The following is a 23573-nucleotide window of genomic DNA, read 5'->3' as shown; positions in this document are numbered from 1 at the left end:
AGCTAGTGGGCGCTGTGTTTGTAATGAAAAACGGGCAGCCCGAGCTTCAGACGCAGCGCCAGCATGCGGGCCGTAAAGCCAAACAGCAGCGTTGAGATGACCACCACATCATGGTTTGAAACGTAATGCTGCAGGGCGATATAGAGCACCGCTGCCGCAAAGGAGATGCCGGCATACAGCTCTTTTTGAAAGACCAGGGGGATGCGTTTGCAGAACATATCTCGCAGCACACCGCCGAATACGCCCGTGACCACGGCGGCGATGGTGGCGATAACCGGTCCTTCCCCCATATCGAGCGCGATTTGCGCACCGATTATCGAAAAGACGATCAGCCCCAGCGCATCAAGCACCAGGAACAGGCGGCGAAGATGGGGCATAACGGGCGCCACGATGGTGGTTAACACGGCGGCCGTTGCCACGATAATCACGTATTCAGGGTGTTTAACCCAGCCGAGCGGGTAATGGCCAAGCAGAATATCGCGCACGGAACCGCCACCCAGCGCGGTCGCGGTAGCAATAATGATTACGCCGAAGGTATCCATACGGCGACGTCCGGCGGCAAGCGCGCCGGTCATGGCTTCTGCGGTGATGCCAATGAGATAAAGGATGTGAAGCAGCATATACCCTCCGGTGTGAACGCGGGGGAGGTTAGCGATTTGTGCGCAAGATCACGATTGAGATTTTCTAAGGCGAGTCAGTTTGCCCTATAAATTTTTATCAAGCTATATTGAGCAGGCTTGATGAAAGGCGGTAAAGCGACAAAATGGGCGTTGAGATGGTTTAGAAATAGTAATGGGTGGTGCATTCGACACCACCCGAAAGGCATTACTCGATGTTCTGGATCTGCTCGCGCATCTGTTCAATCAGCACTTTCAGCTCAATCGCTGAATTCGTCACTTCTGCATTGATCGACTTAGACGCCAGGGTGTTCGACTCGCGGTTGAACTCCTGCATCATAAAGTCCAGACGGCGGCCCACAGCTTCTTTTTTCTTCAGAATGTTGTAGGTTTCTTTAACGTGCGCTTCCAGACGGTCCAGCTCTTCAGCGACATCGATACGCTGCGCCATCAGCACCAGCTCTTGTTCCAGGCGGGTGTTTTCCAGCTGAACTTCCGCTTCTTCCAGTTTGGCGACAAGGCGCTCGCGCTGCCATTGCAGCACTTCTGGCATATGGGTGCGGACTTTGGCAACTTCGGTGCTCACGCCTTCAAGACGCTGCTCAATCATCGCTTTCAGCGCCTGGCCTTCGGTTTCGCGGGCAACGATAAAGTCGTCCAGCGTGCCGTCGAGAGCTGCCAGGATTTCAGCGGCAATGGCGTCCAGATCCTGCTCACCGGCGGCCATGACGCCAGGCCAGCGCAGAATATCAACCGGGTTGATTTCGCCTTCATCGCTCTGCATTTTGACCCAGTTCGCCGCATTCACGAGCTGTTTTGCCAGTTTTTCGTTGAGGATGAGCTCGCCCTGTGCGCTCGCATCAGGCTCAAAGCGCAGGTTACATTCCACTTTTCCGCGCGTCAGACGCGTACGGATACGTTCACGTACGACAGGCTCAAGGCTGCGGAACTGCTCCGGCATACGGAAATACGTTTCCAGGTAACGCTGGTTTACCGAGCGCATTTCCCATGTGGCGCTGCCCCAGCTACCCTTGATTTCACGCCGGGCGTAGGCGGTCATACTGCGGATCATAGAGATTCCCGTTTTTAAAGGAGAGATGGGGGGATTATAGCTTTCGGGGGCTTCTCAGGATAGGAATAAGCGTCCTTTATCCGTATAATGCGCAGCCACATTCGTTTCAAGCCGGAGAATCCATCATGCGTCCATCAGGCCGTAGCGCCAATCAGGTGCGTCCCGTCACCCTGACCCGTAACTATACAAAACACGCTGAAGGCTCCGTGCTGGTTGAGTTTGGTGACACTAAAGTGCTGTGCACCGCCTCCATCGAAGAAGGCGTTCCGCGCTTCCTGAAAGGTCAGGGCCAGGGGTGGATCACCGCAGAATACGGCATGCTGCCGCGTGCGACCCATACCCGTAATGCCCGTGAAGCGGCAAAGGGTAAGCAGGGCGGCCGTACCATGGAGATTCAGCGTCTGATCGCGCGTGCGCTGCGCGCCGCCGTTGACCTGAAAATCCTCGGCGAATTCACCATCACGCTGGACTGCGACGTGATTCAGGCTGACGGTGGCACGCGTACCGCGTCCATTACCGGTGCCTGCGTAGCGCTGGCCGATGCCCTGAACAAGCTGGTTGCTGCCGGTAAGCTGAAAACCAACCCAATGAAAGGCATGGTTGCGGCGGTTTCTGTCGGTATCGTTAACGGCGAAGCGCTTTGCGATCTGGAATACGTTGAAGATTCCGCAGCCGAAACCGACATGAACGTGGTGATGACAGAAGACGGTCGCATCATTGAGGTGCAGGGCACGGCGGAAGGCGAGCCGTTCACCCACGAAGAGCTTCTCTCCCTGCTGGCGTTAGCCCGAGGGGGAATCGAATCCATTGTAACGACGCAGAAAGCGGCGTTAGAAAATTGATTTTAAAGGCGACCAATGAGTCGCCTTTTTTTTGCCTGTAAGACAGAAAAACCAAAGGAGCAAATCCATGAAATCGTATCAGCGCCAGTTTATTGAGTTTGCGCTTAACAAGCAGGTACTTAAGTTTGGCGAATTTACGCTGAAATCCGGGCGTAAAAGTCCCTATTTCTTCAACGCCGGGCTGTTTAATACCGGGCGCGATCTGGCACTGTTAGGCCGTTTCTATGCCGAAGCGCTGGTGGATTCCGGGATTGATTTTGACCTGCTGTTTGGCCCGGCCTATAAAGGCATTCCGATTGCGACCACCACCGCGGTGGCGCTGGCGGAACACCATGACCGCGACGTGCCGTACTGCTTTAACCGCAAAGAGGCCAAAACCCATGGCGAAGGCGGGAATCTGGTCGGCAGCGCGCTGCAGGGTCGCGTCATGCTGGTCGATGACGTGATTACCGCGGGTACGGCGATCCGTGAATCGATGGAGATTATTCAGGCCAACGGTGCGACGCTTGCTGGCGTGCTGATTTCTCTGGATCGTCAGGAGCGTGGTCGCGGTGAAATTTCCGCTATTCAGGAAGTCGAACGCGATTACAGCTGCAAAGTGACGTCGATTATCACCCTGAAAGACCTGATTGCGTATCTGGAAGAGAAGCCTGAGATGGCGGACCATCTGGCGGCGGTACGTGCGTACCGGGAAGAGTTCGGGGTGTAATTAAATTGCCCGGTGGCGCTACGCTTACCGGGCTTACGGATTACTGCAACTGAGCAGCCACTAACGGCCAGCGGGCGTCAAAATCGTCCGTTGGACGGTATTTGAATTCGCTACGCACAAAGCGGGAGAGCATCCCTTCACAAAACGCCAGAATCTGGCTCGCCAGCAGCGTTTCATCAATGGTGTAACCTTCGCCTTCACGCATTTTCTTTTCGCGCAGTACCTGGCGCAGCTGCGCTTCAATCCGCTCGAAAAGCTGGTTAATGCGGCCCTGCAGTCTGTCCTGTTCAAACATCAGCGCGTGGCCGGTGAGGATACGGGTTAAGCCCGGATTGCGTTCACCGAAGCCCAGGATTAACAGCACAATCAGACGCAGACGCGCGGTCGTGTCTTTTTCGTCTTTCAGAATCAGGTTGATGCGCGTAATCAGGCTGTCTTCAATAAACTCGATCAGACTGTCGAACATCCGGGTCTTGCTCGGGAAATGACGGTACAGCGCCGCCTCAGACACGCCTACAGAGGCGGCCAGTTTAGCGGTGGTGATGCGTTGACTGCCATCGCTGGATTCAAGCATCAGAGCCAGAGATTGAAGTATTTCTTCGCGACGATTCCTTTTCGCGGTTTGTTTTTCTGCCATGTTACAAAATACCCCTGAAAATAAGCACTTGCCAGGCTGGCATCCACACAGCGACCGCAAACGGGCGTTTGCGGTTTGTTATTGCATTATGACGCTGTGAGATACGTGTCTTTCGGGCCGTTATTTGCGCCCGGAATGGCCGAAGCCGCCTTCGCCACGGTCGGTGGCGTCAAAGTCTGCCACCAGGTTAAATTCTGCCTGTACCACCGGTACAAAGACCATCTGGGCGATACGTTCGCCAGGTTCAATGGTGAAGCTGTCCTGACCGCGGTTCCAGACGGAGACCATCAGCTGACCCTGGTAGTCGGAGTCGATCAGGCCGACCAGGTTACCCAGCACAACGCCGTGCTTATGGCCCAGACCAGAACGCGGCAGGATCACTGCTGCCAGAGACGGGTCAGCAATGTGAATTGCCAGGCCAGTTGGAACCAGGGTAGTGGCACCCGGAGCCAGTTCTACGGCGTCATCGAGACAGGCGCGCAGGTCAAGACCGGCAGAGCCGGAGGTGGCATAGGTTGGCAGCGGGAATTGCTCGCCAACACGCGGGTCCAGAATCTTAACGTCGATTTTTTTCATCATAACGGGTAACGATCTCGTCCAGTAATTGTTGGCCCAGGAGTTCCTTGCGCTCAAGCGGTAAGACTTTATCTCCATCCTGCCAGAAAAGGTGCAGTGCGTTGCTGTCGCTGTTAAATCCTTGTGTGGCCAGCGATACGTCGTTCGCGCAAATCAAATCGAGGTTTTTGCGGGTACGTTTTTGCCGGGCATATTCTTCCACATTATTCGTTTCTGCGGCAAACCCAACAACGTATGGACGATGGCTTTTTAGTGCGGCGACGCCGGCAACAATGTCCGGGTTTTTCACCATTTTTAGTGTTAATTCATCGCCTTGCTTTTTAATTTTAGCCTCGGCGATCGTCTCGGCACGATAGTCTGCGACGGCCGCACAGCCGATAAAAATCTGCTGGCTTTGCGCATGTGCCTGCACGGCGGCTTCCATCTCCAGCGCGGTGGTCACGTCAATTCGTTTCACAAACGCAGGGGTAGGCAGCGATACCGGGCCGCTCACCAGCGTGACGTTCGCGCCACGCCTTGCGGCGGCGGCGGCAATCGCAAAGCCCATTTTGCCGGAGCTGTGGTTGGTGATGTAGCGCACCGGATCCAGCGGCTCGCGCGTGGGGCCCGCGGTAATCATGATGTTGAGATGTTGCAGATCGTTGACAGGCGAAAAATGGGCTGCGGCCATATCAACAATCGTCAGCGGGTCAAGCATGCGGCCCGGGCCAACGTCGCCGCAGGCCTGGCTGCCGCTGTCCGGACCCCAGATAAGCAGGCCGCGTGAGGCCAGCGTCTCCAGATTGTGCTGGGTGGCCGCGTTACGGTACATCTGCTGGTTCATGGCAGGAACGACGGCAACAGGCGCAGGGGTGGCCAGACAAATGGTGGAGACCAGGTCGTTTGCCATACCGGCTGCCACCCGAGCGATTAAATCAGCCGTGGCGGGAGCGAGGATAACCAGGTCTGCCCATTTTCCCAGCTCAATATGGCCCATCGCGGCTTCGGCGGCCGGATCGAGCAGGCTGTCAGATACCGGGTATCCTGAAACGGCCTGCAGGCTCAGGGGAGTGATAAAGGCTTTACCGCCTTCGGTTATCGCGACCCGCACGTCAGCTCCGCGCTCGCGCAGACGACGCACCAGCTCCGGCGCTTTATAAGCAGCAATGCCGCCGCTCACGCCAAGAACGATTTTTTTACCGGCCAGGCTCATCATGATTCTTTCCTGTTGGGTTTCACCAGAGAGCGGGCATTTTATCACAATCCCCAAAGCGGGGTGATTTTGTCCTTCGTCCACTTTGCGAGGCGCTACGCAAGAACGCAATGTGGCTGTCGAGCGACGGATTGGCCTGTGGCAGCATGAGGTTAAAAAGGGGAGAAAGAGCATGGAAGAAGAGGATGAGGAGCTGCTGCCGCGCGAAAAACTGCTGCGCTATGGCGTCACCCTGTTAAAAGACGATGAACTGCTGGCGCTCTTTTTACGTACCGGAACGCCCGGAAAAACGGTATTTACGCTGGCAAAAGAGCTGATCGCACATTTCGGTTCGCTGTACGGTTTATTGACCGCCGATATGGCGCAGTTTAAGCACGTTGAGGGAATTGGCGTGGCGAAATATGCCCAGCTGAGGGGCATTGCTGAACTTGCCCGCCGTTTTTACAATGTCCGCATGGAGAAGGAAGATCCGATCCTGACGCCTGAAATGACGCGCGAATTCCTGCAAAGCCAGTTAACCGATATCGAACGCGAGATCTTTATGGTGATCTTTGTCGATAACAGAAATCGGGTGCTGAAACATAGCTGTCTCTTTGCGGGCACATTGAGTCACGTTGAGGTGCATCCGCGTGAAATTGTGCGGGAAGCGATAAAAGTGAATGCAGCGGGCGTGATCCTCGCGCATAATCACCCCTCTGGCTGTGCAGAACCGAGCAGAGCGGACAAAGAAATCACCGAACGCATTATCAAATGCTGTCAATTCATGGACATTCGTGTGCTGGACCATTTGATAATTGGCCGCGGTGAGTACATTTCTTTCGCAGAACATGGCTGGATTTAGGCTATTTCTCGCGATCCATCGGGATCTTTGTCTGTTCGGGACTTGAGCACACCGCCGAGTCAGCGTATACTACGCCACCTTTGAGAATCTCGGGTTTGGCATTTGGGCCTGGCAATCGAGAGTTCACTTAGAACTATGCGATGACCGGGCTGTAAAGCCTGACGAGGCGCCGATACCCCATACGAAGCTCGAGCTAATTTGATTTTTGGAGAATAGACATGTCCCGAGTCTGCCAAGTTACTGGCAAGCGTCCGGTGACCGGTAACAACCGTTCCCACGCACTGAACGCGACTAAACGCCGTTTCCTGCCGAACCTGCACTCTCACCGTTTCTGGGTTGAGAGCGAGAAGCGTTTTGTCACCCTGCGCGTATCTGCTAAAGGTATGCGTGTAATCGATAAGAAAGGCATCGATACAGTTCTGTCCGAACTGCGTGCCCGTGGCGAAAAGTACTAAGTACTTAAAGAGGAAATAAATCATGGCTAAAGGTATTCGCGAGAAAATCAAGCTGGTTTCTTCTGCTGGTACAGGTCACTTCTACACCACCACGAAGAACAAACGTACTAAGCCGGAAAAACTGGAACTGAAAAAGTTCGATCCAGTTGTACGTCAGCACGTACTGTACAAAGAAGCTAAAATCAAATAATTTTAGATTCCTTGTATCGAAAAACCCCGCAACTGCGGGGTTTTTTGCATTCTGCATCTCAACGGAGGAACTATGCCTGAATTACCTGAGGTAGAAACCAGCCGTCGCGGCATTGAGCCCCATCTGGTCGGCGCGACGATTCTTCACGCGGTGGTCCGCAATGGACGTCTGCGCTGGCCGGTGTCCGATGAGATCCATGCCCTGAGCGATAAACCCGTCCTTAGCGTACAGCGTCGCGCGAAATACCTGCTGCTGGAACTGCCCGACGGCTGGATTATTATCCACCTGGGAATGTCCGGGAGCCTGCGCATTCTTACCGAAGAACTGCCTGCGGAAAAGCACGACCACGTCGATCTGGTGATGAACAACGGCAAAGTGCTCCGTTACACCGACCCACGGCGCTTTGGCGCGTGGCTGTGGACGAAGGAGCTGGAAGGGCATAACGTGCTGGCGCATCTGGGCCCGGAGCCGCTCTCAGACGCGTTTAACGCGGAATACCTCAAGGCGAAGTGTGCGAAGAAGAAAAGCCCGATTAAGCCCTGGCTGATGGATAACAAGCTGGTGGTCGGCGTGGGGAATATCTACGCCAGCGAATCGCTGTTTGCGGCGGGGATCCATCCCGATCGGCTGGCCTCTTCGCTGTCGGCGCAGGAGTGCGAGCTGCTGGTCCGGGTGATTAAAGCCGTATTACTTCGCTCGATTGAGCAGGGCGGGACAACGTTGAAGGACTTCCTGCAAAGTGACGGCAAGCCGGGCTATTTTGCCCAGGAGCTGCAGGTGTATGGCCGGAAAGGCGAACCGTGCAGAGTCTGCGGCACGCCAGTGATTGCCACGAAGCACGCCCAGCGCGCCACGTTTTACTGCCGTCAGTGCCAGAAATAGGGCTACTTTAGCTTTTCCATCAATGCCTGGTGGACGTTAGTCGGCAGGAAATGGGTGACATCGCCGTGGTGACGCGCCACCTCTTTTACCAGCGTGGAAGAGATAAACGACCACTCTTTGGAGGGCATCAGGAACACACTCTCCAGCTCCGGCATCAGGTGGCGGTTCATGTGCGCCAGCTGCATCTCGTACTCGAAGTCTGCCACCGCGCGTAAACCACGGATCAGAATATTGGCCTGCTGAGCGCGGGCGAAGTTTGCCATCAGGTCGCTAAACCCGACCACCTCAACATTCGGCAGGTGCGAAATGGCATCGGTGGCGAGCTGTACGCGCTCGTTGAGATCAAACATCGGCTTTTTGCTGGGGCTGGCGGCAATGGCCAGGATCACCTTGTCGAACATGCACGCCGCACGGGTGATGATATCAAGATGACCGTTGGTGATCGGATCGAAGGTACCCGGATAAATCGCTTTTGTGCTCATGGCTCACGTTTTCTCTGAGTAGCCGCGGCAGAGCGCCCACAGCTCGGTGTATTTGTTGAAAGTATACTGGGCATTCACAACCGCGAGTAACCAGCCCTGCTTGCCGTCCAGGACGCCACCACGCAGCAGCAGCGTTTTCAGGAACGCGCCCAGCGTGTGGGTGAAGATACCCGTCAGCGAGGCCTTCTTGCCGCGCTGGTGACGCTCCTGAGCCCATGCGGTGGCATAGTTGAGCTGTTTACGCTGGAAGCTCGCGAAATCACGGCAGGTCAGGTGCAGCAAATCGCCCGTCAGGGGAATGACCTGGGCGCTATCGCAGCTCAGGGATTCATGCACCAGATTGTCGTTGTATTGATACCGCTCGCGCTCGTAGAGGCGCATCACGCGGTCAGGATACCAGCCGCTGTGGCGCATAAAACGGCCAAGGAAGTAGTTGCGGCGGGCAATGCTGTATACGGCACCAGGCTGGGGCGAGGAAATCACCGCCTGAATGGCCTGCTGAAGCTCAGGCGTGATGCGTTCGTCGGTGTCGAGCATCAGGACATAATCACCTGTGGCATACCCCTGCGCGCGCTGGCGCTGGATGCCATAGCCCTGCCAGTCAGCGTCGACAAAGACTTTTGCGCCCGCTGCCCGGGCAACGTCCACCGTGTTGTCCGTACTTCCGGAGTCAAGAATGACTATCTCGTCAGCCCAGGCAGCCGACGCCAGGCAATCCGGAAGCAGGTCGGCGGCGTTTTTGGCGATCATAACGACCGACAGACGCGTTGACATCAGTGGCTCCGCTGAGGCAGATAAGGTTGCAGAAGCTGCAGCAGTCGGGTCAGTGCGCCCTGGTTCTGGTGCAGCACTTCGACGGCATGACGCCCGTACCACAGGCGATAATCTTCGTCAGTCAGAAGGGTCGATACCTCTTTAACCACCGAATCCGCATCGGTCACGGTAATTAAACCATCGGCCTGCTGTAATTTCGCGCAGATATCTTTGAAGTTAAACGTGTGCGGCCCCATCAGCACCGGAATGGCGTGGGCTGCCGGCTCCAGCGGGTTATGACCGCCGCGTTCGACCAGGCTGCCACCGACAAACGCGAGGTCAGCGATTCCGTACAGCAGCATCAGCTCGCCCATCGTATCGCCAATCACCACCTGGGTGCTGCCGGAAGGAATTTCACCGCTGCTGCGCAGCGTGAAGCTGAAGCCGCCTTTCTGCACCATTTCACGGGCATCTTTAAAACGCTCCGGATGGCGAGGCACGAGGATCAGCAGTAAATCAGGGAATTTTTCCAGCAGCTTGCGGTGAGCCTGCAGAATGATCTCTTCTTCGCCATCATGAGTACTGGTGGCAATCCAGACCTGACGACGCGGGGCCCACTGGCGACGCAGCGTGATCGCACGGGCGGCGAGCTCAGGGGTAACGGAAATATCAAATTTCAGGCTGCCCGTTACCGCAAGCTGGTTGCGTTTCAGGCCCAGCGCGATAAAGCGTGCCGCATCCTCTTCGTTCTGCGCGGCAATCAGCGTAATTTTGCTCAGCAGGCGGCGCATAAACTTACCCAGCTTGCCGTAACCTTTCGCCGAGCGCTCTGAAAGGCGGGCGTTGGCAATGACCAGCGGGATTTTACGGGCATGCAGGGCGGAAATCATATTCGGCCACAGTTCGGTTTCCATCACGATCACCAGCTTCGGGCGAACGGTATTCAGGAAACGATTCATGGCGCAGGGCAGATCGTAAGGCAGATAAACGTGCTGCACGTCTTTACCGAAAGCGGATAACGCGCGCTCCGAGCCGGTCGGCGTCATCGTCGTGACGGTGATTGGCAGCGAAGGGTAGCGGTGACGCAGGGCGCGAACCAGCGGGATCGCCGCCAGCGTTTCACCGACAGAAACGGAATGCAGCAAAATACCGTCCGGTACGACTTTATTGCGGCAGAAGCCATAGCGTTCAGCCCAGCGTTTACGATACGCAGGCGCTTTCCGGCTACGAAGCAACAGTCTCAGCCACACCAGTGGCTGAATGATGTAGAGCAGAGCGGTATACAACAATTCCAAGCGATTATCCGTTTTTTTAGTTTCGGCGGGCAAATTCTAAGCATTTAGGCCAGGTAAAGCTATCTCTTATGCCAGATACCGTTTCAAACGGAAATAACGTCGACCCAGCCGCCAGCGCAGACGCGGACTTTTTGCACTTTTCCAGATGAGTTTCCAGATGCCTGTTTCGAAGAACTCTTTAATAATCATTGATTTCTTCTTCTCATCCTTCATGTTGTCGAAGGTGTGAATAATGCCCAGGCCCTCTTTGGCAATTTGCCAGTGGCATGCAGGGATCCCTTTCACTTTATCCGGGTAGCGCTGATTGATGGCGTCGAGCATCTGCAGGATTTTCATGTAGTGACGCGCGGAACGAATCAGCGTGTCGTCATTGTCCGGCATATGGGACACCGATGCAGAGTGAATGTAGTAGTCGTAATAACGTTCACTGGTGTACTGAACCCGCTCTGCCGCGAGCAGCACTTCGGTGGTCCACGGAATATCCTGATGGCGCAGGCCGGGTTCGAAATGGAAATTGTGTGTACGGATAAAGTCGTGGCGATAGATGTTCAACCAGGTGACGTGAAGGAATTTACGAGAGTCCAGCGCCATTTTTAACCACGCAGGGCCAGCCATGACCCCTGTCGAAGCCAGTTTGTCTTCAGGGAAGATCGGGCGCGAGGGTTTCTTGTTATTCTCCCAGACGTAGTTCCCGTTACAGGTGGCGACATCCAGATCCTGCGTGACGGCCATATCCAGCAGGCGCTGGTACATGCCGGGTTTAAAGACATCATCAATATCCGGGAAAGAGAGATATTGACCCGTCGCAACGGCCAGACCGGTGTTACGCGCGATGGATACGCCCTGGTTTTGCTGTTCTATGACCTGCAGCTGCGGCAGTTTTTCTCGCCAGTTTTCGACGATCTCCATCGAGCGGTCAGTAGAGCCGTCATTGACAATGATGACTTCCATGCTGTCGATGCGTTGATTGACAAGGCAGGTAAAGAACTGATCCAGGAAAGCTTCACCGTTATAAACGGCAACCACCACGCTTAACAATGGGGCTGAATTTTGCATAAGAAACCTGATTATTTTTGATTGTCGACCAGAGCAATATATTGCTGGCAAATGGCATTGATACCGAACGACGCGATGGTTGTATCGCCAACGACCGGTGGGGCGGTATAAATATCCGCCAGCGTTTTTGCCAGTGACTCGTCATTTAACTCTGCCAGCCCGCGCGCTAAAGCGCCGGTGAGGATTTCGGCAGGGCCTCCGGGGCAATTTGTACTGACCGGTGGCGTCTGGCAGATAATGGCTTCGACCAGCACATTACCAAAACCTTCGCAGTCAGAACTTAACACTAAAAGGCGTGCCCCTTTAATCCAGGGATAGGGATTGGACTCGAACGGGCGGAAAACCGTTTTGTTTTCAATACCCAGCTCGGCAGCAAGCTGCTTGAGTTTTTGAATTTGAGCGTCAGATCCATTGCCCATCATGACCAGCGTTGTGTCAATTTTACTCAGGGCGAACGCACGTAAGAGTCGGTCGTGGCGTTTGTGCTCATGGAAGCGGCCAACATGAATAATGTAATCCTTTCCCTGCATCTCGAAGGGCGCATCCGCCAGACGCTGAATTTCAGGAATATCGAAAGGATTATGGATAACCGCTTTGCGTCGAAGATTGAGCGCCAGCGTCTCGGAAAGATCTGTCAACACGGCGCCTGAGACGGCGACAACGTTGCGGTTTTCGTAGGTATGACGGATTTTAAGATGTTTAAACCAGCGCGAAAGTCCGCTGCGATGGCGAAGATAGGAAAACGAGAACATGCCGTGCACGCAGAACCAGACTTTATCACGTTCCAGCGCGCGGCAGTGCGACACAATGCGGTCGGTTTTGTGCAGGTGAGAGAACACCACATCAAATTTGCCGCTGCGCTCAGCTCGCTCAATCGCCTGATCCAGCAGTTGGGCGCGGCGTGGGATTTCCGTCAGCTTTCGCCACGGTTTTTTACATGTGTCCTGAACAACCTGATAATCGATGCCTTCCGGGATGGCGTAGTCGCACACTTTCCGCAGAGAGAATAGAGAGACCTGATGTCCCATTTCTATTAATCCACGGGAGAGTGTAAGAACCGTTTTTTCAGCTCCTCCACCGGGTAAACCATCAATAATCATTAGGATGCGCATTTTTAATCCAGTAATTTTTGATAAAGCGTAATAAGCTGACTTGATAGTTTTTCGGGAGTGGCGTCTTTTACACGTTCACGTGCCGCTCGTCCCATATTGTTATTTTTTTCCAGTGAAGGAATGGCGGCTACCGCTTCCTTCAATGTACTGATATCAAGTGCGTCACAATAAAATCCGTTCTGGCCTTGTTGAATAAACTCTGCACCACCGCAACTCTCTGAAGTAATGACGGGCAAGCCGCAGGCCATCGCTTCAAGAATGACGTTAGGAAAGGGATCATACAGCGTTGGCAACAGTAAACCATCGGATAGCTGATAAAAAGGCAGAGTTTCTTTTTGCACCCCCAGGAAACGGATTTGCCCCTCGCACCCTAACGAACGGGCGAGGTCGCGATAACGACGCTCTGCTTTATCTTGCCCAACCACAATCAGCCAGGCTGATGTTCCAGCGATAGCGCGTATGGCGCTGGCTAATCCTTTTCGTTCAAACCCTGAGCCAACAAAACAGAGCACAACGGCATCGGCTGGCAAACCAAATTGCTGGCGCAGCATCGCACGCTGTGCCTCCTGGGCCGGAACGAAGCGGCTGGAATCAATAGAATTATAAATCACATGAATTTTATTTGCGTCAATATCAAAGTCTTCAACGATTTCGCGTTTGATCATCTCCGCATTACAGATTACGGCTTTCAGCTCGGGCGCCTGATACATTTCCCGTTCCGCACGCATCACGTAGCGGTGATAGCGGTCATACATCAGCATTTGCGCACGCCAGGCAGGTAAAATGCGCGCGCGCTGCAGCAGCCAGCGACGATGCACCCCATCACCCGCGCGATAGATATCACAACCCGGGATGCGCTCATGGCTTTGAACAATATCAAACTGCTGTTGCTGCCACAGCGCGCGCGCGGCCTGTGCAAATCCGCGCTCTCGACTGATGCGGCCCCATTTTTGAGGGTTGCAAATGTGGATATGCCAGTCGTCTTGCTTCTCTCCCTGCCACTCACGCGTGATGACGTTGAGCTCAAGGTTCTGATTGCTCAGCGCGGTGAGAGCGCGCGAAACGAAGCGTTCCGCTCCGCCATCAGGGCGATACTTTTGGCGAACAATGGCCAGACGATGGTTTTTCATGACAGATATCTCCTTGCGGCGGAGACGACAGCATCAACGGGAATGGCGTCGAGATAGCGTTCTTTCGTTTTGGTATCAATGGCATCCGGATCGGGTAGCGGGCCGTAATCGCCGGCCCAGATGACTTCACCGTTGACTTGCCATGGAGACCAAAACGTGAGTTTAGAAGGACCAAACAGCGCCACGCAGGGCGTTTGCAGCGCGGCGGCCATATGCATTGGAACGGAGTCAACGCCGATAAAAAGACGCGCATGATCGATAAGTGAGGCCAGCTGGCGCAACGTTAGCTGGCCCGCCAGCGAGACGACTCCCGTCTTTGGCGAGGCGGCGAGAATGCGATCGATCATCGCCAGCTCTTTTTTATCCGGCCCCGCGGTGAGCACAACCGTATGACCATCCTGCTGCAGTGCAGTAATGGTTTGCGCCATTTTGTCTTCGCTCCAGCATTTAAAGAACCAGCGGGACGTCGGCTGGATCACGATATAGCTGTCGCCCACAGCCGTCTGCGTCAGCTTTTGGCGGGCATGATGCCAGTCTTCTGCGGTGTAAGCCATGGTGACAGCAGGCTGCGGCGCGACCTGTAATGGCGCCAGAATGGAAAGATTCTGTTCGACCGTATGCAGGGATTTGTGGCCGTCGACAGAGACCAGATCGGTGTGACAAAAACGCCAGAATGCACTGTTGCGTTTGTTAAACGCGAATCCGAGGCGAACGGGTGCACCGGTGAAACGGGTGACGATCGCGCTACGCCATTGATCGGCAAGGTTAATCACCAGATGATAATGCTGATTTCTTAACGCACGCAGCAACTGCCACTCTTTTTGAAGATGCTTCAGCGTGCCAAGCTGTTTCCATTTACGATCGATTCCATAAATTGTACCGATCGCCGGATGCGCGGCGAGCATATCGCGCGTTTCTTCATACAGCAGAACATCAATCTGCGCCTGCGGCCATTTTTGACGTAACGAATCAATGACGGGAGTGGTCAGCAACATGTCGCCATGATGGCGGAGTTTGATAAGTAAAATGCGCAAATCAGGTGTGTCAGGTAAGTTATTCATCATCATCTTATCGGCGTTGTACTGATGGCAATTCTAATAGACCTGATAGCGACTTGCACTCTTTCTCCATAATCTCAGTAATTTCCCTGGAAGGGTTTACTCATGCTTTGGAGAGTGCGTAACATAGCGCTAACTTTCCTGTCTTGCGGACTCATTATGAACAAACCAGCGTTTATCATCACAATTGATACTGAGGGCGATAATCTCTGGCAAAATCACCGCGTCATTAAAACGGAAAATGCGCGTTATCTGGCGCGTTTCCAGGCGCTTTGTGAGCGTTTCGGCTTTAAGCCCGTGTGGCTGACCAATTACGAGATGGCGATCGAGCCCGTTTTCATCGAATTCGCCAGGGACGCGATCGCCCGCGGTCAGGGGGAGGTGGGAATGCACCTTCACGCATGGAATAGCCCGCCGGAACACGATCTCACGGGCGATGACTGGCGATGGCAGCCTTATCTGGTTGAATTTTCGGATGAGGTGATGCGCGAAAAAGTGCTATTCATGACCCGCCTGCTGGAAGAGACCTTCCAGACCAAAATGTTAAGCCACCGTGCCGGACGTTGGGCATTTGACAGTCGCTACGCAAAATTGCTCGTTGAACTGGGCTACCAGGTGGATTGCTCCGTGACGCCACGCGTGAACTGGCGCAATGCGAAAGGCGCCCCACAGGGTAATGGCGGAACGGATTATCAGCATTTCCCCGACCACGCCTATTTCATGGATTTAGACAATATTTCCCGGGCAGGCCATAGCCCATTACTCGAAGTGCCGATGAGCATTCAGTATAAACACCCGGCGTGGTTGAACACGATCAAACAGGGTTACGACAGGCTTCGCGGTAAATACCGCTCTCCCTCTGTGAACTGGCTAAGACCGTCCGGTGGGAATGCGGAGCAAATGATTCAGGTCGCACAGCAATGCCTGTCGCAGGGAAGTGAGTACGTGGAGTTTATGCTTCATTCGTCGGAATTTATGCCTGGCGGAAGCCCAACGTTTAAAGATGAGGCGGCGATTGAAGGGTTGTATCAGGATTTAGAAACGCTCTTTAGCTGGTTATCCGATAAGACGGTAGGGATGACGCTGGCGGAGTTTTATTCCGAAAAAAATAGCGCCGGGTAATCGGCGCTGTAAGGTTTATTTTTGCAGAACCGTTTTAACGGGAGTGCTGAAAATAATGGCGAAAGGTAGCCAGAACAGGACCCAATATTCCCGTGGGTTACTGATAATAAACATACCTTGAGTGATATAGAACATCAGCGCGAAGACAAGGACGGCGATCTCCGCCTTATGATCGGCCGCTAGGTGACGAAGAGACTGTCTGGCGGCATATAAAATCATACCGACGAGTAGCAGAAGCCCCACGATCCCACCCTTAAGGAAGGTAGCTAAATAGAGGCTGTGCGTTGTGGAAATGGCCTGGCCATAGCCATTAATGAACTGAAGCTCCTTGTTGAAACCCCATCCGAAAATCGCTTTCTGTTTTGCCACTTCAACGGCGTGTTGCCAGATACCAAAGCGCACGGTGCTTGCACGAGAAGACTCTTCTGCTCGATTGATAAATATATCGAATGAGCCGCTAAAATAGAAAGCGAGACCGATTAATAATAATATAATAACCGAGCCTACCAGTAGCTTAACATTCCACTTTGGTTTACAAAGAAACGCTACTGTAGAGGCTACCACCAGGGAAAGGAACGGTCCGCGACTTTGAGTCAATATTAAGCAGGCCAGCAGCAACGGGACTGGAAGATAAAACCAGACGTTACGCGTTTCCCGCACCAATATAGCGCTTAATAAAACCCCTAGTGCCATATATCCTCCGAGGTCAATGACGTTATCAGGGGCATAAGGGAAAGCATTCGAAAGTCTGTTATAAAAAATGTTCGCTTTATCAACATAAATCAGGGTGAGTATAGCGAGTGCGACAATACCTGCATAAGCTGCGCCAATGACAAATTTTTTCTTTCCCTGCAATTCACACTGACGATAAAGACATATGAAAATAAATAAATATAATGAATGTGTTAAGGCAGAGCTTACCTGAGACGATTCAGCCCAAAGATTCGAAAGTGAAAAGTATATTAAAAAGGCACCCGTTATGCCTAGGGCGTGTAGAAAGGTACGGTCATTGATAAAATGCACTCTGAATTCATTGCTAGCAATTGTGGCAATGATAAATAGCCCAAGCGCAAGATGGAATAAGTTGTTTACGCGAGAAACTCCGCAAAAAATTATGCTTAAAAATACAAAAAGCGTAAAAGGATAGAACGGAATACGTTGGTAATTAATTGAAAACATCAGTAAAATCCTTTCTGGGAAAAACAAAGTCAGGTATAGCGCTTTGAGGTGATAAATTAATAACAGTGATGTTATCTTTTTTCAAAACAGTACTTGCCAGTGTGAACGCGGGGATCACAATATTATGTACTTTGTCTCCAAGGAATGAAGGCAACATGGTGTTACCGTTTTCATAAAATCGCGGTTGGTTGAAATTATTCATATCCAGACCAGCGATGTAAATCTTATTAAATCTCAAAAAATAAATTACCTGGAGTGCCCAATACATTACGGTACCAGCATCTACCACACCGCACCTCGCATCACGGCTGAAGGCAATATTGGGGTGTGTATCGGAAAAGACGATTTCTGGCCTACCCGCTAATGCCTGGTGCAAATTAACCATTTTTATAGAGGGTTTATAGGTTTCGTAACAAATATCTTCGATGATGCATATTTCGCAGTGGATATTTTCATATGAAAAACGGTTTATGAGCTTAACGATCCCCATTACGGTCGTAAACAAAATGACATTTTTACAGCCAATGACCTGCTTTAAAATAGCAGTCTGACGGTCGATGAACGTCATGTCGACCACAAAATAGAGACTAAAATGCAGCTTGTTATTGAGATGCCATGCGCCGTTGACACCAGCAGTAACTATCGTGGATGACAGTTTTTCAAAATTAATATTTTTGATTGAAGGACCGGTTGCCGTTATCAGAACCTCACCCTCAAACCGATCCTGAAGCGAAGTAAGCGTAGTGAGGTTGATACTTTGGCCTTTATATTTTAAATCACAAATCTCTCCGGTTTCATTGCGAGATAATTTAATAAAGGGCCACAAATTTTCGTTATGGCGCATATTGCGCTTATGTGTGTATCGGTACAATTGTTTGGTTAGAGAGCCCATTCTATGCCCCTAATAATGCTTTTTTATTTATATTCGTCAATAAACTCACTATGTTATTCATATCAACATCGCTTATAGCAAACAGTTTTTCCTTCGGCTGGCTGAAATAATAACGTGTTTCAAAAACATAAGAGTTAATATTTTCATCATTACCAATCAACAGAACGTTACCGAGTGGGCGTTGTTCATAATGACAGCAAGGCCCAAATAACATAACTACCGGCACGCCGACTGCATCGGCAATGTAGACATTCCCCGAGTCAGACGCGATATAGCAATCCATTTTAGAAATGGCCCACGGCAGCTCTTCAAGCGAGATTTTGCCAATCAGATTAATAAAGTTGGGCAGTTCACCGTAAGCGCGGGTGATGTCGTCCATCCACGATTGTTCATTCGGGGCGCCAAACACATAAAATTCGCAGGGCAGGTCGGCGAGACGATCGGAAATTTGCTTCCAGATGACCGGCGGAACGGTTTTCGCTTTATTTCCCGCGGCTACGCTGATGCCAATCCGGATCACGCCGGGTTTATCGAGGATTGCCGGATAGGTCGCAGGTTTGAAAAGTGGCTTTGTGGCGTGCTTTGGCGAGTCTTGCCAGGTTAAGGTGCGATCGGCCAGTTTGAGATAGTTCGTGACTGAAAGAGTCTTCTTACCGTGTTCAACAGTACCGTCTGCCGTTGCATAGAAAATTCCGTGATACCATCTTCGCGTGTAAGTGCTTAAAAACTGTTTGTTTTTAGCGTTACACACGGAGGCGAAAAAGAGGTTCACGCTATTGGGTTGCAGGAGATAGACATTGTCATAGCGGTTCATGATCCGGCAGGCAAAGACCAGCTTTCGCCACAGGTTACGCTTATGCTGCTCGATAAAAAAAATCTCATCGACCGTCTCATCATGCTTCGCTAGCGCACCTACGCTACGACTGATGAGCACGTCGCTTTTTTGCAGGTATGCCAGAAGGGGCGTTGCATTAACAAAATCGCCGATTTTTGCTGTCTGAATGACCAGGTTTTTACCTGTCTCTTTGCGGAACAGCTTCCGGATAAGCTTCACCGGAAAGAGTAAAATCAGCAGAAATACGTAACTCATGCGTTAGATATCCCTGTTGGAAAGCCAACGGCTGCCCTGTAAAAATGAAAAAATAGCATCTGCGCTGATATCCTTCGTTTGCTGGGTCGGGCTGACCATCTGATGCTGGTTTTTACCGTAACCCCCGATCAATTCGGGATCGGTCGGACCAAAAATCGTAATATTCGGACGATCCAGCGCCGCGGTTAAATGGCTTAAACCTGTATCAACGGAAACAACAGCATTCGCTCCCGCCAGCTGCGCGGCAACCTGCGCCAGCGTGAGTTTCGGCAATACCTCGACGTGTGAAAAACCTGCTGCCAGACGCCCTGCACGCTGCCGCTCATGTTCAGCGCCCCAGGGCAGTTTAATATGGATGCCGGTAGGTTGCATTAGTTCAATCAGGCTTCGCCAGTGCGTTTCCGGCCAGTGTTTATCGTCGCGCGTTGTGGCATGCAGGAAGACAAGATAAGGCTGAGCACAGGGATCTGTATTGCGCAAAAAGTGCTGCGCAATGGCGTAGTCGCCCTGAGTTTCCGGTTTCGCATAGCCCAGGCTTTTTGCAAACAGCTCGCGGGTACGTTCTACGGCATGCTGTTGCTTTGCGATGTGGTGGCGACGGTTATAGAACAGGCTCGCCAGCGGTTCGCGGGCGGTGTGCCAGTCCATGCCGTGCTTTACGCCGTGTGCCAGACGCGTCACCAGCGCGGCGCTTTTCACCAGCCCCTGGGCGTCGATGATGGCGTCGTAATGCCGTGCCCGCACCGCCTCACGGAAGGCTTTGCGTTCGGCTTTAATCGGGGCGGAGAACCACGCTTTGCGCCAGCGGCGAATCGCCACCGGGATCACGCGGTCAACCGCTTCATGCCAGGTGGGGATCTGCGCGAAGCCTTCTTCCACCACCCAGTCAAAACGAATGTCGGGAATGGCCCGCATCGCGTCCGTCAGTGACGGGAGCGTATGCAGAACATCGCCCATCGAAGAAGTTTTAACGATCAGTACCCGCATTCGTTATCCTTCTTCGCTCAACAGCAGTTCGTTAAGCTCTTCGAGAACGCGCTCTGGCGTAATGTCGATCAGGCTCTGATGGTAGCCTTCTGCGGCATCGCCCTTGCGTACTTTGTGATAGCCGGTGATCAGGCGGATGACGCGCGCTTTATGAGAAAGCGGGGGCGTGAAGTCCGGGCTACTTGGGCCATACAGCGCCACCAGCGGGCGGTTGAGCGCGGCGGCGACGTGCATCAGGCCCGAATCGTTGCTGACCACGGCCTCACAGGCGGCAATCAGAATAACCGCCTGTTCAAGCTGCGTTTCTCCCGCCAGGTTGCGGCACCAGGCCTGCTGTTCATTACTGAGCGTCGCGAGAATTTCGTTGCCTGCCTCGTGGTCCTTTGCCGAACCGAACAGGACAATCTGGTAGCCTTCGTCAATCAGCTGTTTCGCCAGCTCCGCATAGTGGTAGTGCGGCCAGCGTTTTGCCGGGCCGAACTCGGCGCCGGGGCAGAAGCCAATCATCGGGCGTTCAGACGATAGACCAAACGCGTTACAGGTCTGGGATTTTTCACCGTCGTTAACCTGAAGCTGTGGCCAGAGCAGCGGCTGCGGCAGGTCTTTCGCACTGCGCATCACGCCTTTGTCGTAGGCCAGCGCCACATAGCGCTCCACCATCAGCGGCCAGGCCTCTTTATCCAGCACCCGCGCATCGTTCAGCAGGCCGTAGCGCATTTCGCCGCGCCAGCCGGTGCGATGTGGGATGCCCGCAAAGAAAGGCACAAGGGCGGATTTAAAGGAGTTTGGCAGGACATACGCCCGATCGTAGCGCTTCTCGCGCAGGCTATGACCGAGCTTCCGGCGTTCGCCGATTTCCAGCGCCCCGTGGCCAAGCGGCATCGGGATCGCCTCGTTCACTTCCGGCATACGCGACAACAGCGGACGGCACCACGCGGGTGCCATCACGTCGATTATCGCCTGGGGATAACGCGCCTTGAGCGTGCGATAGAGACTTTGCGACATCATCATGTCGCCCACCCATGACGGGCCGATCACCAGAATCTTCATACTTATGCGTCGCGGTTCAGCCAGGCCATATATTCCGTTACGCCTTCGGCAACGGTCTTGAACGGCTTGTCGTAGCCTGCGGCGCGCAGGTTGGTCAGGTCAGCCTGGGTGAACGCCTGATAACGGCCTTTCAGCTTGTCAGGGAACGGAATGTACTCGATGCTGCCTTTTTTGTGATACGCCAGCGTTGCGTCAGCCACCGCCTGGAAGGACTCCGCGCGGCCGGTACCCAGGTTGAAGATGCCGGATACGCCGTTTTCCCAGAACCACAGGTTCACTGCGGCAACGTCGCCCACGTAAACGAAGTCGCGCTTAAAGCCGTCGCTGCCTTCGAACAGTTTCGGGCTTTCGCCGTTATTCAGCTGGGTGTTCAGGTGGAACGCCACGCTCGCCATGCTGCCTTTGTGACCTTCGCGCGGTCCGTAGACGTTGAAGTAACGGAAGCCGACGATCTGCGAGTTCGCTTCTGGCAGCACCTGACGTACGTACTCGTCGAACAGGAATTTGGAGTAACCGTAGACGTTCAGCGGCTGTTCATACTCGCGGGATTCGATAAAGTCCGAGGTGCGGCCGCCGTAGGTTGCCGCGGAGGAGGCATACAGGAACGGAATTTCACGCTCCAGGCAGTAGTGCAGGATCTCTTTGGAGTACTGATAGTTATTGTCCATCATGTACTTGCCGTCCCACTCGGTGGTGGAAGAACACGCACCTTCGTGGAAGATGGCTTCGATCTCGCCGAACTCTTCGCCTGCCATAATCTGGATAAGGAAGTCTTCTTTATCCATGTAGTCAGCGATGTTCAGATCCACCAGGTTGACGAACTTGGTGCCGTCTTTCAGGTTGTCAACCACCAGGATGTCGGTGATGCCTTTGTCATTGAGAGCCTTAACAATATTGCTGCCGATAAAGCCCGCGCCGCCGGTAACGATGATCATAACTGTAACCTTTGAAGTGTGGAGCCCGGGGACAATCCCGGACGCTAATGTCTCTATCATATCATTAGTATGGCTGCCCTTCAGCCATTCACCTTCACAGCGCAGGGGTACGCGTGATTTATGCTGCAAAAACGACAAGAGATGACGTGTCATCTCGTCATGAACTATAGGTTTGGGTAATATGTCCCGAAATTTGCCGAGTCTGGAGAATTGCAATGCGTGGTGATTTTTACAAACAGTTAAACAGCGACCTCGACACCGCACGTGCGGAAGGGTTGTTCAAGGAAGAGCGTATTATCACGTCTGCCCAGCAGGCGGACATCACCGTTGCCGACGGCAGCCATGTGATCAACTTTTGTGCGAACAACTACTTAGGTCTTGCGAATCACCCTGAGCTGATTGCCGCTGCAAAAAACGGCATGGACACCCACGGTTTCGGCATGGCCTCCGTACGCTTTATCTGCGGTACGCAGGACAGCCACAAGCAGCTTGAGCAAAAGCTGGCGAGCTTCCTCGGAATGGAAGACGCGATTCTGTACTCCTCCTGCTTCGACGCCAACGGCGGTCTGTTTGAGACCCTGCTTGGCGCAGAAGATGCGATTATCTCCGACGCCCTGAACCACGCCTCCATCATCGACGGCGTACGCCTGTGTAAAGCGAAGCGTTTCCGCTACGCCAACAACGACATGGTCGAGCTGGAAGCGCGCCTGAAAGAGGCGCGTGAAGCGGGTGCTCGCCACGTGCTGATCGCCACCGACGGCGTGTTCTCTATGGACGGCGTGATCGCCAACCTGAAGGGCGTGTGCGACCTGGCGGATAAATACGACGCGCTGGTGATGGTAGATGACTCTCACGCGGTCGGTTTTGTCGGCGAAAATGGCCGCGGTTCCCACGAATACTGTGACGTGATGGGCCGCGTGGATATCATCACCGGTACGCTGGGCAAAGCGCTCGGCGGCGCGTCCGGCGGCTATACCGCCGCGCGTAAAGAGGTGGTCGAGTGGCTGCGCCAGCGCTCTCGCCCGTACCTGTTCTCCAACTCCCTGGCGCCGGCCATTGTTGCCGCCTCCATCAAGGTACTGGAGATGGTGGAGTCGGGCGCTGAGCTGCGCGACCGCCTGTGGTCCAACGCCCGCCTGTTCCGTGAAAAAATGAGCGCCGCAGGGTTTACCCTGGCCGGTGCTGACCACGCGATCATTCCGGTGATGCTGTGCGATGCGGTCGTCGCGCAGCAATTTGCCCGCGAACTGCAGAAAGAAGGGATTTACGTCACCGGGTTCTTCTTCCCGGTGGTGCCAAAAGGTCAGGCGCGTATCCGCACCCAGATGTCTGCGGCGCATAAGCCTGAACAAATTGAACGTGCGGTGGAAGCCTTTACCCGCATCGGCAAACAGCTGGGCGTAATTGCCTGAGGACGTG

Annotated in this window: 26 protein-coding genes; 8 read left to right on the top strand and 18 right to left on the bottom strand. The window is 53.5% G+C overall.

The genetic code is table 11. The features are described 5' to 3' along the window. Positions 1-2 precede the first annotated feature (2 nt). On the bottom strand, positions 3-620 hold the full coding sequence (locus M2422_RS14005) for a trimeric intracellular cation channel family protein (RefSeq protein WP_023334014.1): 618 nt from the start codon (positions 618-620) through the stop codon (positions 3-5). A 205-nt stretch (positions 621-825) separates the two neighbouring features. Continuing rightward, positions 826-1689, bottom strand: a complete 864-nt coding sequence (locus M2422_RS14000; RefSeq protein WP_023309886.1) for a YicC/YloC family endoribonuclease — start codon at positions 1687-1689, stop codon at positions 826-828. Positions 1690-1814: 125 nt separating this feature from the next. Here M2422_RS14000 and rph point away from each other — a divergent pair, with 125 nt between their 5' ends. Beyond that, a complete protein-coding gene (gene rph, locus M2422_RS13995; RefSeq protein WP_010426431.1) occupies positions 1815-2531 on the top strand; it encodes a ribonuclease PH in 717 nt (238 codons plus the stop codon). Positions 2532-2598: 67 nt separating this feature from the next. Continuing rightward, positions 2599-3240 (top strand): orotate phosphoribosyltransferase, encoded by a 642-nt coding sequence (gene pyrE / locus M2422_RS13990; protein ID WP_010426430.1) that lies wholly within the window; start codon positions 2599-2601, stop codon positions 3238-3240. A gap of 40 nt (positions 3241-3280) precedes the next feature. Here the strand turns inward: pyrE and slmA are convergent, their stop codons facing one another. From slmA to coaBC, 3 genes are all read right to left on the bottom strand, one after another. After that, complete coding sequence (gene slmA, locus M2422_RS13985; protein ID WP_010426428.1) at positions 3281-3877, bottom strand: nucleoid occlusion factor SlmA; 597 nt, start codon at positions 3875-3877, stop codon at positions 3281-3283. Positions 3878-3997: 120 nt separating this feature from the next. Continuing rightward, on the bottom strand, positions 3998-4456 hold the full coding sequence (dut, locus tag M2422_RS13980; protein WP_008502691.1) for a dUTP diphosphatase: 459 nt from the start codon (positions 4454-4456) through the stop codon (positions 3998-4000). Beyond that, complete coding sequence (coaBC, locus tag M2422_RS13975) at positions 4434-5645, bottom strand: bifunctional phosphopantothenoylcysteine decarboxylase/phosphopantothenate--cysteine ligase CoaBC (protein WP_087823747.1); 1212 nt, start codon at positions 5643-5645, stop codon at positions 4434-4436. The genes dut and coaBC overlap by 23 nt, the downstream gene beginning before the upstream one ends. A gap of 172 nt (positions 5646-5817) precedes the next feature. Here coaBC and radC point away from each other — a divergent pair, with 172 nt between their 5' ends. The 4 genes from radC (at position 5818) to mutM (ending at position 8013) form a co-directional block, all read left to right on the top strand. Further along, complete coding sequence (gene radC, locus M2422_RS13970) at positions 5818-6486, top strand: DNA repair protein RadC (protein WP_064673818.1); 669 nt, start codon at positions 5818-5820, stop codon at positions 6484-6486. A 218-nt stretch (positions 6487-6704) separates the two neighbouring features. After that, the gene (gene rpmB, locus M2422_RS13965; protein WP_002436699.1) at positions 6705-6941 is read left to right on the top strand and encodes a 50S ribosomal protein L28; all 237 of its coding nucleotides are present in this window, start codon (positions 6705-6707) and stop codon (positions 6939-6941) included. Between the two features lie 22 nt (positions 6942-6963). Then, positions 6964-7131: a 50S ribosomal protein L33 gene (gene rpmG, locus M2422_RS13960; RefSeq protein ID WP_003024094.1), complete on the top strand. Its 168-nt coding sequence runs from the start codon at positions 6964-6966 to the stop codon at positions 7129-7131. 72 nt (positions 7132-7203) lie between these two features. After that, the gene (gene mutM, locus M2422_RS13955; protein ID WP_064673817.1) at positions 7204-8013 is read left to right on the top strand and encodes a bifunctional DNA-formamidopyrimidine glycosylase/DNA-(apurinic or apyrimidinic site) lyase; all 810 of its coding nucleotides are present in this window, start codon (positions 7204-7206) and stop codon (positions 8011-8013) included. Between the two features lie 2 nt (positions 8014-8015). Here the strand turns inward: mutM and coaD are convergent, their stop codons facing one another. From coaD to rfaQ, 7 genes are all read right to left on the bottom strand, one after another. Continuing rightward, complete coding sequence (coaD, locus tag M2422_RS13950; RefSeq protein ID WP_023334018.1) at positions 8016-8495, bottom strand: pantetheine-phosphate adenylyltransferase; 480 nt, start codon at positions 8493-8495, stop codon at positions 8016-8018. Between the two features lie 3 nt (positions 8496-8498). Further along, entirely contained in the window at positions 8499-9269 is a 771-nt protein-coding gene (locus M2422_RS13945; protein WP_064673816.1) for a glycosyltransferase family 2 protein, read from the bottom strand. Further along, entirely contained in the window at positions 9269-10543 is a 1275-nt protein-coding gene (gene waaA / locus M2422_RS13940; protein WP_032661923.1) for a lipid IV(A) 3-deoxy-D-manno-octulosonic acid transferase, read from the bottom strand. Before waaA ends, M2422_RS13945 begins: the two co-directional genes overlap by 1 nt. 66 nt (positions 10544-10609) lie before the next feature. Continuing rightward, a complete protein-coding gene (locus M2422_RS13935; RefSeq protein WP_064673815.1) occupies positions 10610-11599 on the bottom strand; it encodes a glycosyltransferase in 990 nt (329 codons plus the stop codon). An 11-nt stretch (positions 11600-11610) separates the two neighbouring features. Beyond that, positions 11611-12711, bottom strand: coding sequence for a glycosyltransferase (locus M2422_RS13930; protein WP_064673814.1), 1101 nt, complete (start codon positions 12709-12711; stop codon positions 11611-11613). 2 nt (positions 12712-12713) lie between these two features. Next, complete coding sequence (locus tag M2422_RS13925; RefSeq protein WP_045143053.1) at positions 12714-13841, bottom strand: glycosyltransferase family 4 protein; 1128 nt, start codon at positions 13839-13841, stop codon at positions 12714-12716. Further along, positions 13838-14908, bottom strand: a complete 1071-nt coding sequence (gene rfaQ, locus M2422_RS13920; protein WP_073001641.1) for a putative lipopolysaccharide heptosyltransferase III — start codon at positions 14906-14908, stop codon at positions 13838-13840. The genes M2422_RS13925 and rfaQ overlap by 4 nt, the downstream gene beginning before the upstream one ends. Before the next feature lie 150 nt (positions 14909-15058). On the opposite strand from rfaQ, the gene M2422_RS13915 reads away from it, so the two are divergent. Next, complete coding sequence (locus M2422_RS13915; RefSeq protein WP_064673813.1) at positions 15059-16021, top strand: polysaccharide deacetylase family protein; 963 nt, start codon at positions 15059-15061, stop codon at positions 16019-16021. Positions 16022-16036: 15 nt separating this feature from the next. On the opposite strand, the gene M2422_RS13910 is transcribed toward M2422_RS13915, so the two are convergent. From M2422_RS13910 to rfaD, 6 genes are read right to left on the bottom strand one after another with little or no spacing between them, the layout of a single operon-like run. Further along, positions 16037-17200, bottom strand: a complete 1164-nt coding sequence (locus M2422_RS13910) for an O-antigen ligase (RefSeq protein WP_064673812.1) — start codon at positions 17198-17200, stop codon at positions 16037-16039. Further along, entirely contained in the window at positions 17187-18044 is an 858-nt protein-coding gene (locus M2422_RS13905; protein ID WP_231113514.1) for a sugar glycosyltransferase, read from the bottom strand. Before M2422_RS13905 ends, M2422_RS13910 begins: the two co-directional genes overlap by 14 nt. 49 nt (positions 18045-18093) lie before the next feature. Then, on the bottom strand, positions 18094-19182 hold the full coding sequence (locus M2422_RS13900; protein WP_064673810.1) for a glycosyltransferase family 9 protein: 1089 nt from the start codon (positions 19180-19182) through the stop codon (positions 18094-18096). Between the two features lie 3 nt (positions 19183-19185). Further along, positions 19186-20169, bottom strand: a complete 984-nt coding sequence (rfaC, locus tag M2422_RS13895) for a lipopolysaccharide heptosyltransferase RfaC (RefSeq protein WP_259141185.1) — start codon at positions 20167-20169, stop codon at positions 19186-19188. A 3-nt stretch (positions 20170-20172) separates the two neighbouring features. Further along, positions 20173-21219, bottom strand: coding sequence for an ADP-heptose--LPS heptosyltransferase RfaF (gene rfaF / locus M2422_RS13890; protein WP_058841861.1), 1047 nt, complete (start codon positions 21217-21219; stop codon positions 20173-20175). 2 nt (positions 21220-21221) lie between these two features. Then, positions 21222-22154: an ADP-glyceromanno-heptose 6-epimerase gene (rfaD, locus tag M2422_RS13885; RefSeq protein ID WP_008502707.1), complete on the bottom strand. Its 933-nt coding sequence runs from the start codon at positions 22152-22154 to the stop codon at positions 21222-21224. Between the two features lie 215 nt (positions 22155-22369). On the opposite strand from rfaD, the gene kbl reads away from it, so the two are divergent. After that, positions 22370-23566, top strand: coding sequence for a glycine C-acetyltransferase (gene kbl, locus M2422_RS13880; RefSeq protein WP_064673808.1), 1197 nt, complete (start codon positions 22370-22372; stop codon positions 23564-23566). Positions 23567-23573 lie beyond the last annotated feature (7 nt).

It is taken from the genome of Enterobacter sp. SLBN-59 (genome assembly GCF_024807915.1).
Taxonomy (GTDB): Bacteria; Pseudomonadota; Gammaproteobacteria; order Enterobacterales; family Enterobacteriaceae; genus Enterobacter; species Enterobacter asburiae_B.
This window is presented reverse-complemented; position numbering and strand designations above follow the sequence as displayed.

What these genes read in the sequence shown, in the direction of transcription:
- M2422_RS14005 (WP_023334014.1), bottom strand. Translation starts at nt 620, where the DNA reads ATGCTGCTTCACATCCTTTATCTCATTGGCATCACCGCAGAAGCCATG.
- M2422_RS14000 (WP_023309886.1), bottom strand. Translation starts at nt 1,689, where the DNA reads ATGATCCGCAGTATGACCGCCTACGCCCGGCGTGAAATCAAGGGTAGC.
- rph (WP_010426431.1), top strand. Translation starts at nt 1,815, where the DNA reads ATGCGTCCATCAGGCCGTAGCGCCAATCAGGTGCGTCCCGTCACCCTG.
- pyrE (WP_010426430.1), top strand. Translation starts at nt 2,599, where the DNA reads ATGAAATCGTATCAGCGCCAGTTTATTGAGTTTGCGCTTAACAAGCAG.
- slmA (WP_010426428.1), bottom strand. Translation starts at nt 3,877, where the DNA reads ATGGCAGAAAAACAAACCGCGAAAAGGAATCGTCGCGAAGAAATACTT.
- dut (WP_008502691.1), bottom strand. Translation starts at nt 4,456, where the DNA reads ATGATGAAAAAAATCGACGTTAAGATTCTGGACCCGCGTGTTGGCGAG.
- coaBC (WP_087823747.1), bottom strand. Translation starts at nt 5,645, where the DNA reads ATGAGCCTGGCCGGTAAAAAAATCGTTCTTGGCGTGAGCGGCGGCATT.
- radC (WP_064673818.1), top strand. Translation starts at nt 5,818, where the DNA reads ATGGAAGAAGAGGATGAGGAGCTGCTGCCGCGCGAAAAACTGCTGCGC.
- rpmB (WP_002436699.1), top strand. Translation starts at nt 6,705, where the DNA reads ATGTCCCGAGTCTGCCAAGTTACTGGCAAGCGTCCGGTGACCGGTAAC.
- rpmG (WP_003024094.1), top strand. Translation starts at nt 6,964, where the DNA reads ATGGCTAAAGGTATTCGCGAGAAAATCAAGCTGGTTTCTTCTGCTGGT.
- mutM (WP_064673817.1), top strand. Translation starts at nt 7,204, where the DNA reads ATGCCTGAATTACCTGAGGTAGAAACCAGCCGTCGCGGCATTGAGCCC.
- coaD (WP_023334018.1), bottom strand. Translation starts at nt 8,495, where the DNA reads ATGAGCACAAAAGCGATTTATCCGGGTACCTTCGATCCGATCACCAAC.
- M2422_RS13945 (WP_064673816.1), bottom strand. Translation starts at nt 9,269, where the DNA reads ATGTCAACGCGTCTGTCGGTCGTTATGATCGCCAAAAACGCCGCCGAC.
- M2422_RS13935 (WP_064673815.1), bottom strand. Translation starts at nt 11,599, where the DNA reads ATGCAAAATTCAGCCCCATTGTTAAGCGTGGTGGTTGCCGTTTATAAC.
- M2422_RS13930 (WP_064673814.1), bottom strand. Translation starts at nt 12,711, where the DNA reads ATGCGCATCCTAATGATTATTGATGGTTTACCCGGTGGAGGAGCTGAA.
- M2422_RS13925 (WP_045143053.1), bottom strand. Translation starts at nt 13,841, where the DNA reads ATGAAAAACCATCGTCTGGCCATTGTTCGCCAAAAGTATCGCCCTGAT.
- rfaQ (WP_073001641.1), bottom strand. Translation starts at nt 14,908, where the DNA reads ATGATGATGAATAACTTACCTGACACACCTGATTTGCGCATTTTACTT.
- M2422_RS13915 (WP_064673813.1), top strand. Translation starts at nt 15,059, where the DNA reads ATGAACAAACCAGCGTTTATCATCACAATTGATACTGAGGGCGATAAT.
- M2422_RS13910 (WP_064673812.1), bottom strand. Translation starts at nt 17,200, where the DNA reads ATGTTTTCAATTAATTACCAACGTATTCCGTTCTATCCTTTTACGCTT.
- M2422_RS13905 (WP_231113514.1), bottom strand. Translation starts at nt 18,044, where the DNA reads ATGCGCCATAACGAAAATTTGTGGCCCTTTATTAAATTATCTCGCAAT.
- M2422_RS13900 (WP_064673810.1), bottom strand. Translation starts at nt 19,182, where the DNA reads ATGAGTTACGTATTTCTGCTGATTTTACTCTTTCCGGTGAAGCTTATC.
- rfaC (WP_259141185.1), bottom strand. Translation starts at nt 20,169, where the DNA reads ATGCGGGTACTGATCGTTAAAACTTCTTCGATGGGCGATGTTCTGCAT.
- rfaF (WP_058841861.1), bottom strand. Translation starts at nt 21,219, where the DNA reads ATGAAGATTCTGGTGATCGGCCCGTCATGGGTGGGCGACATGATGATG.
- rfaD (WP_008502707.1), bottom strand. Translation starts at nt 22,154, where the DNA reads ATGATCATCGTTACCGGCGGCGCGGGCTTTATCGGCAGCAATATTGTT.
- kbl (WP_064673808.1), top strand. Translation starts at nt 22,370, where the DNA reads ATGCGTGGTGATTTTTACAAACAGTTAAACAGCGACCTCGACACCGCA.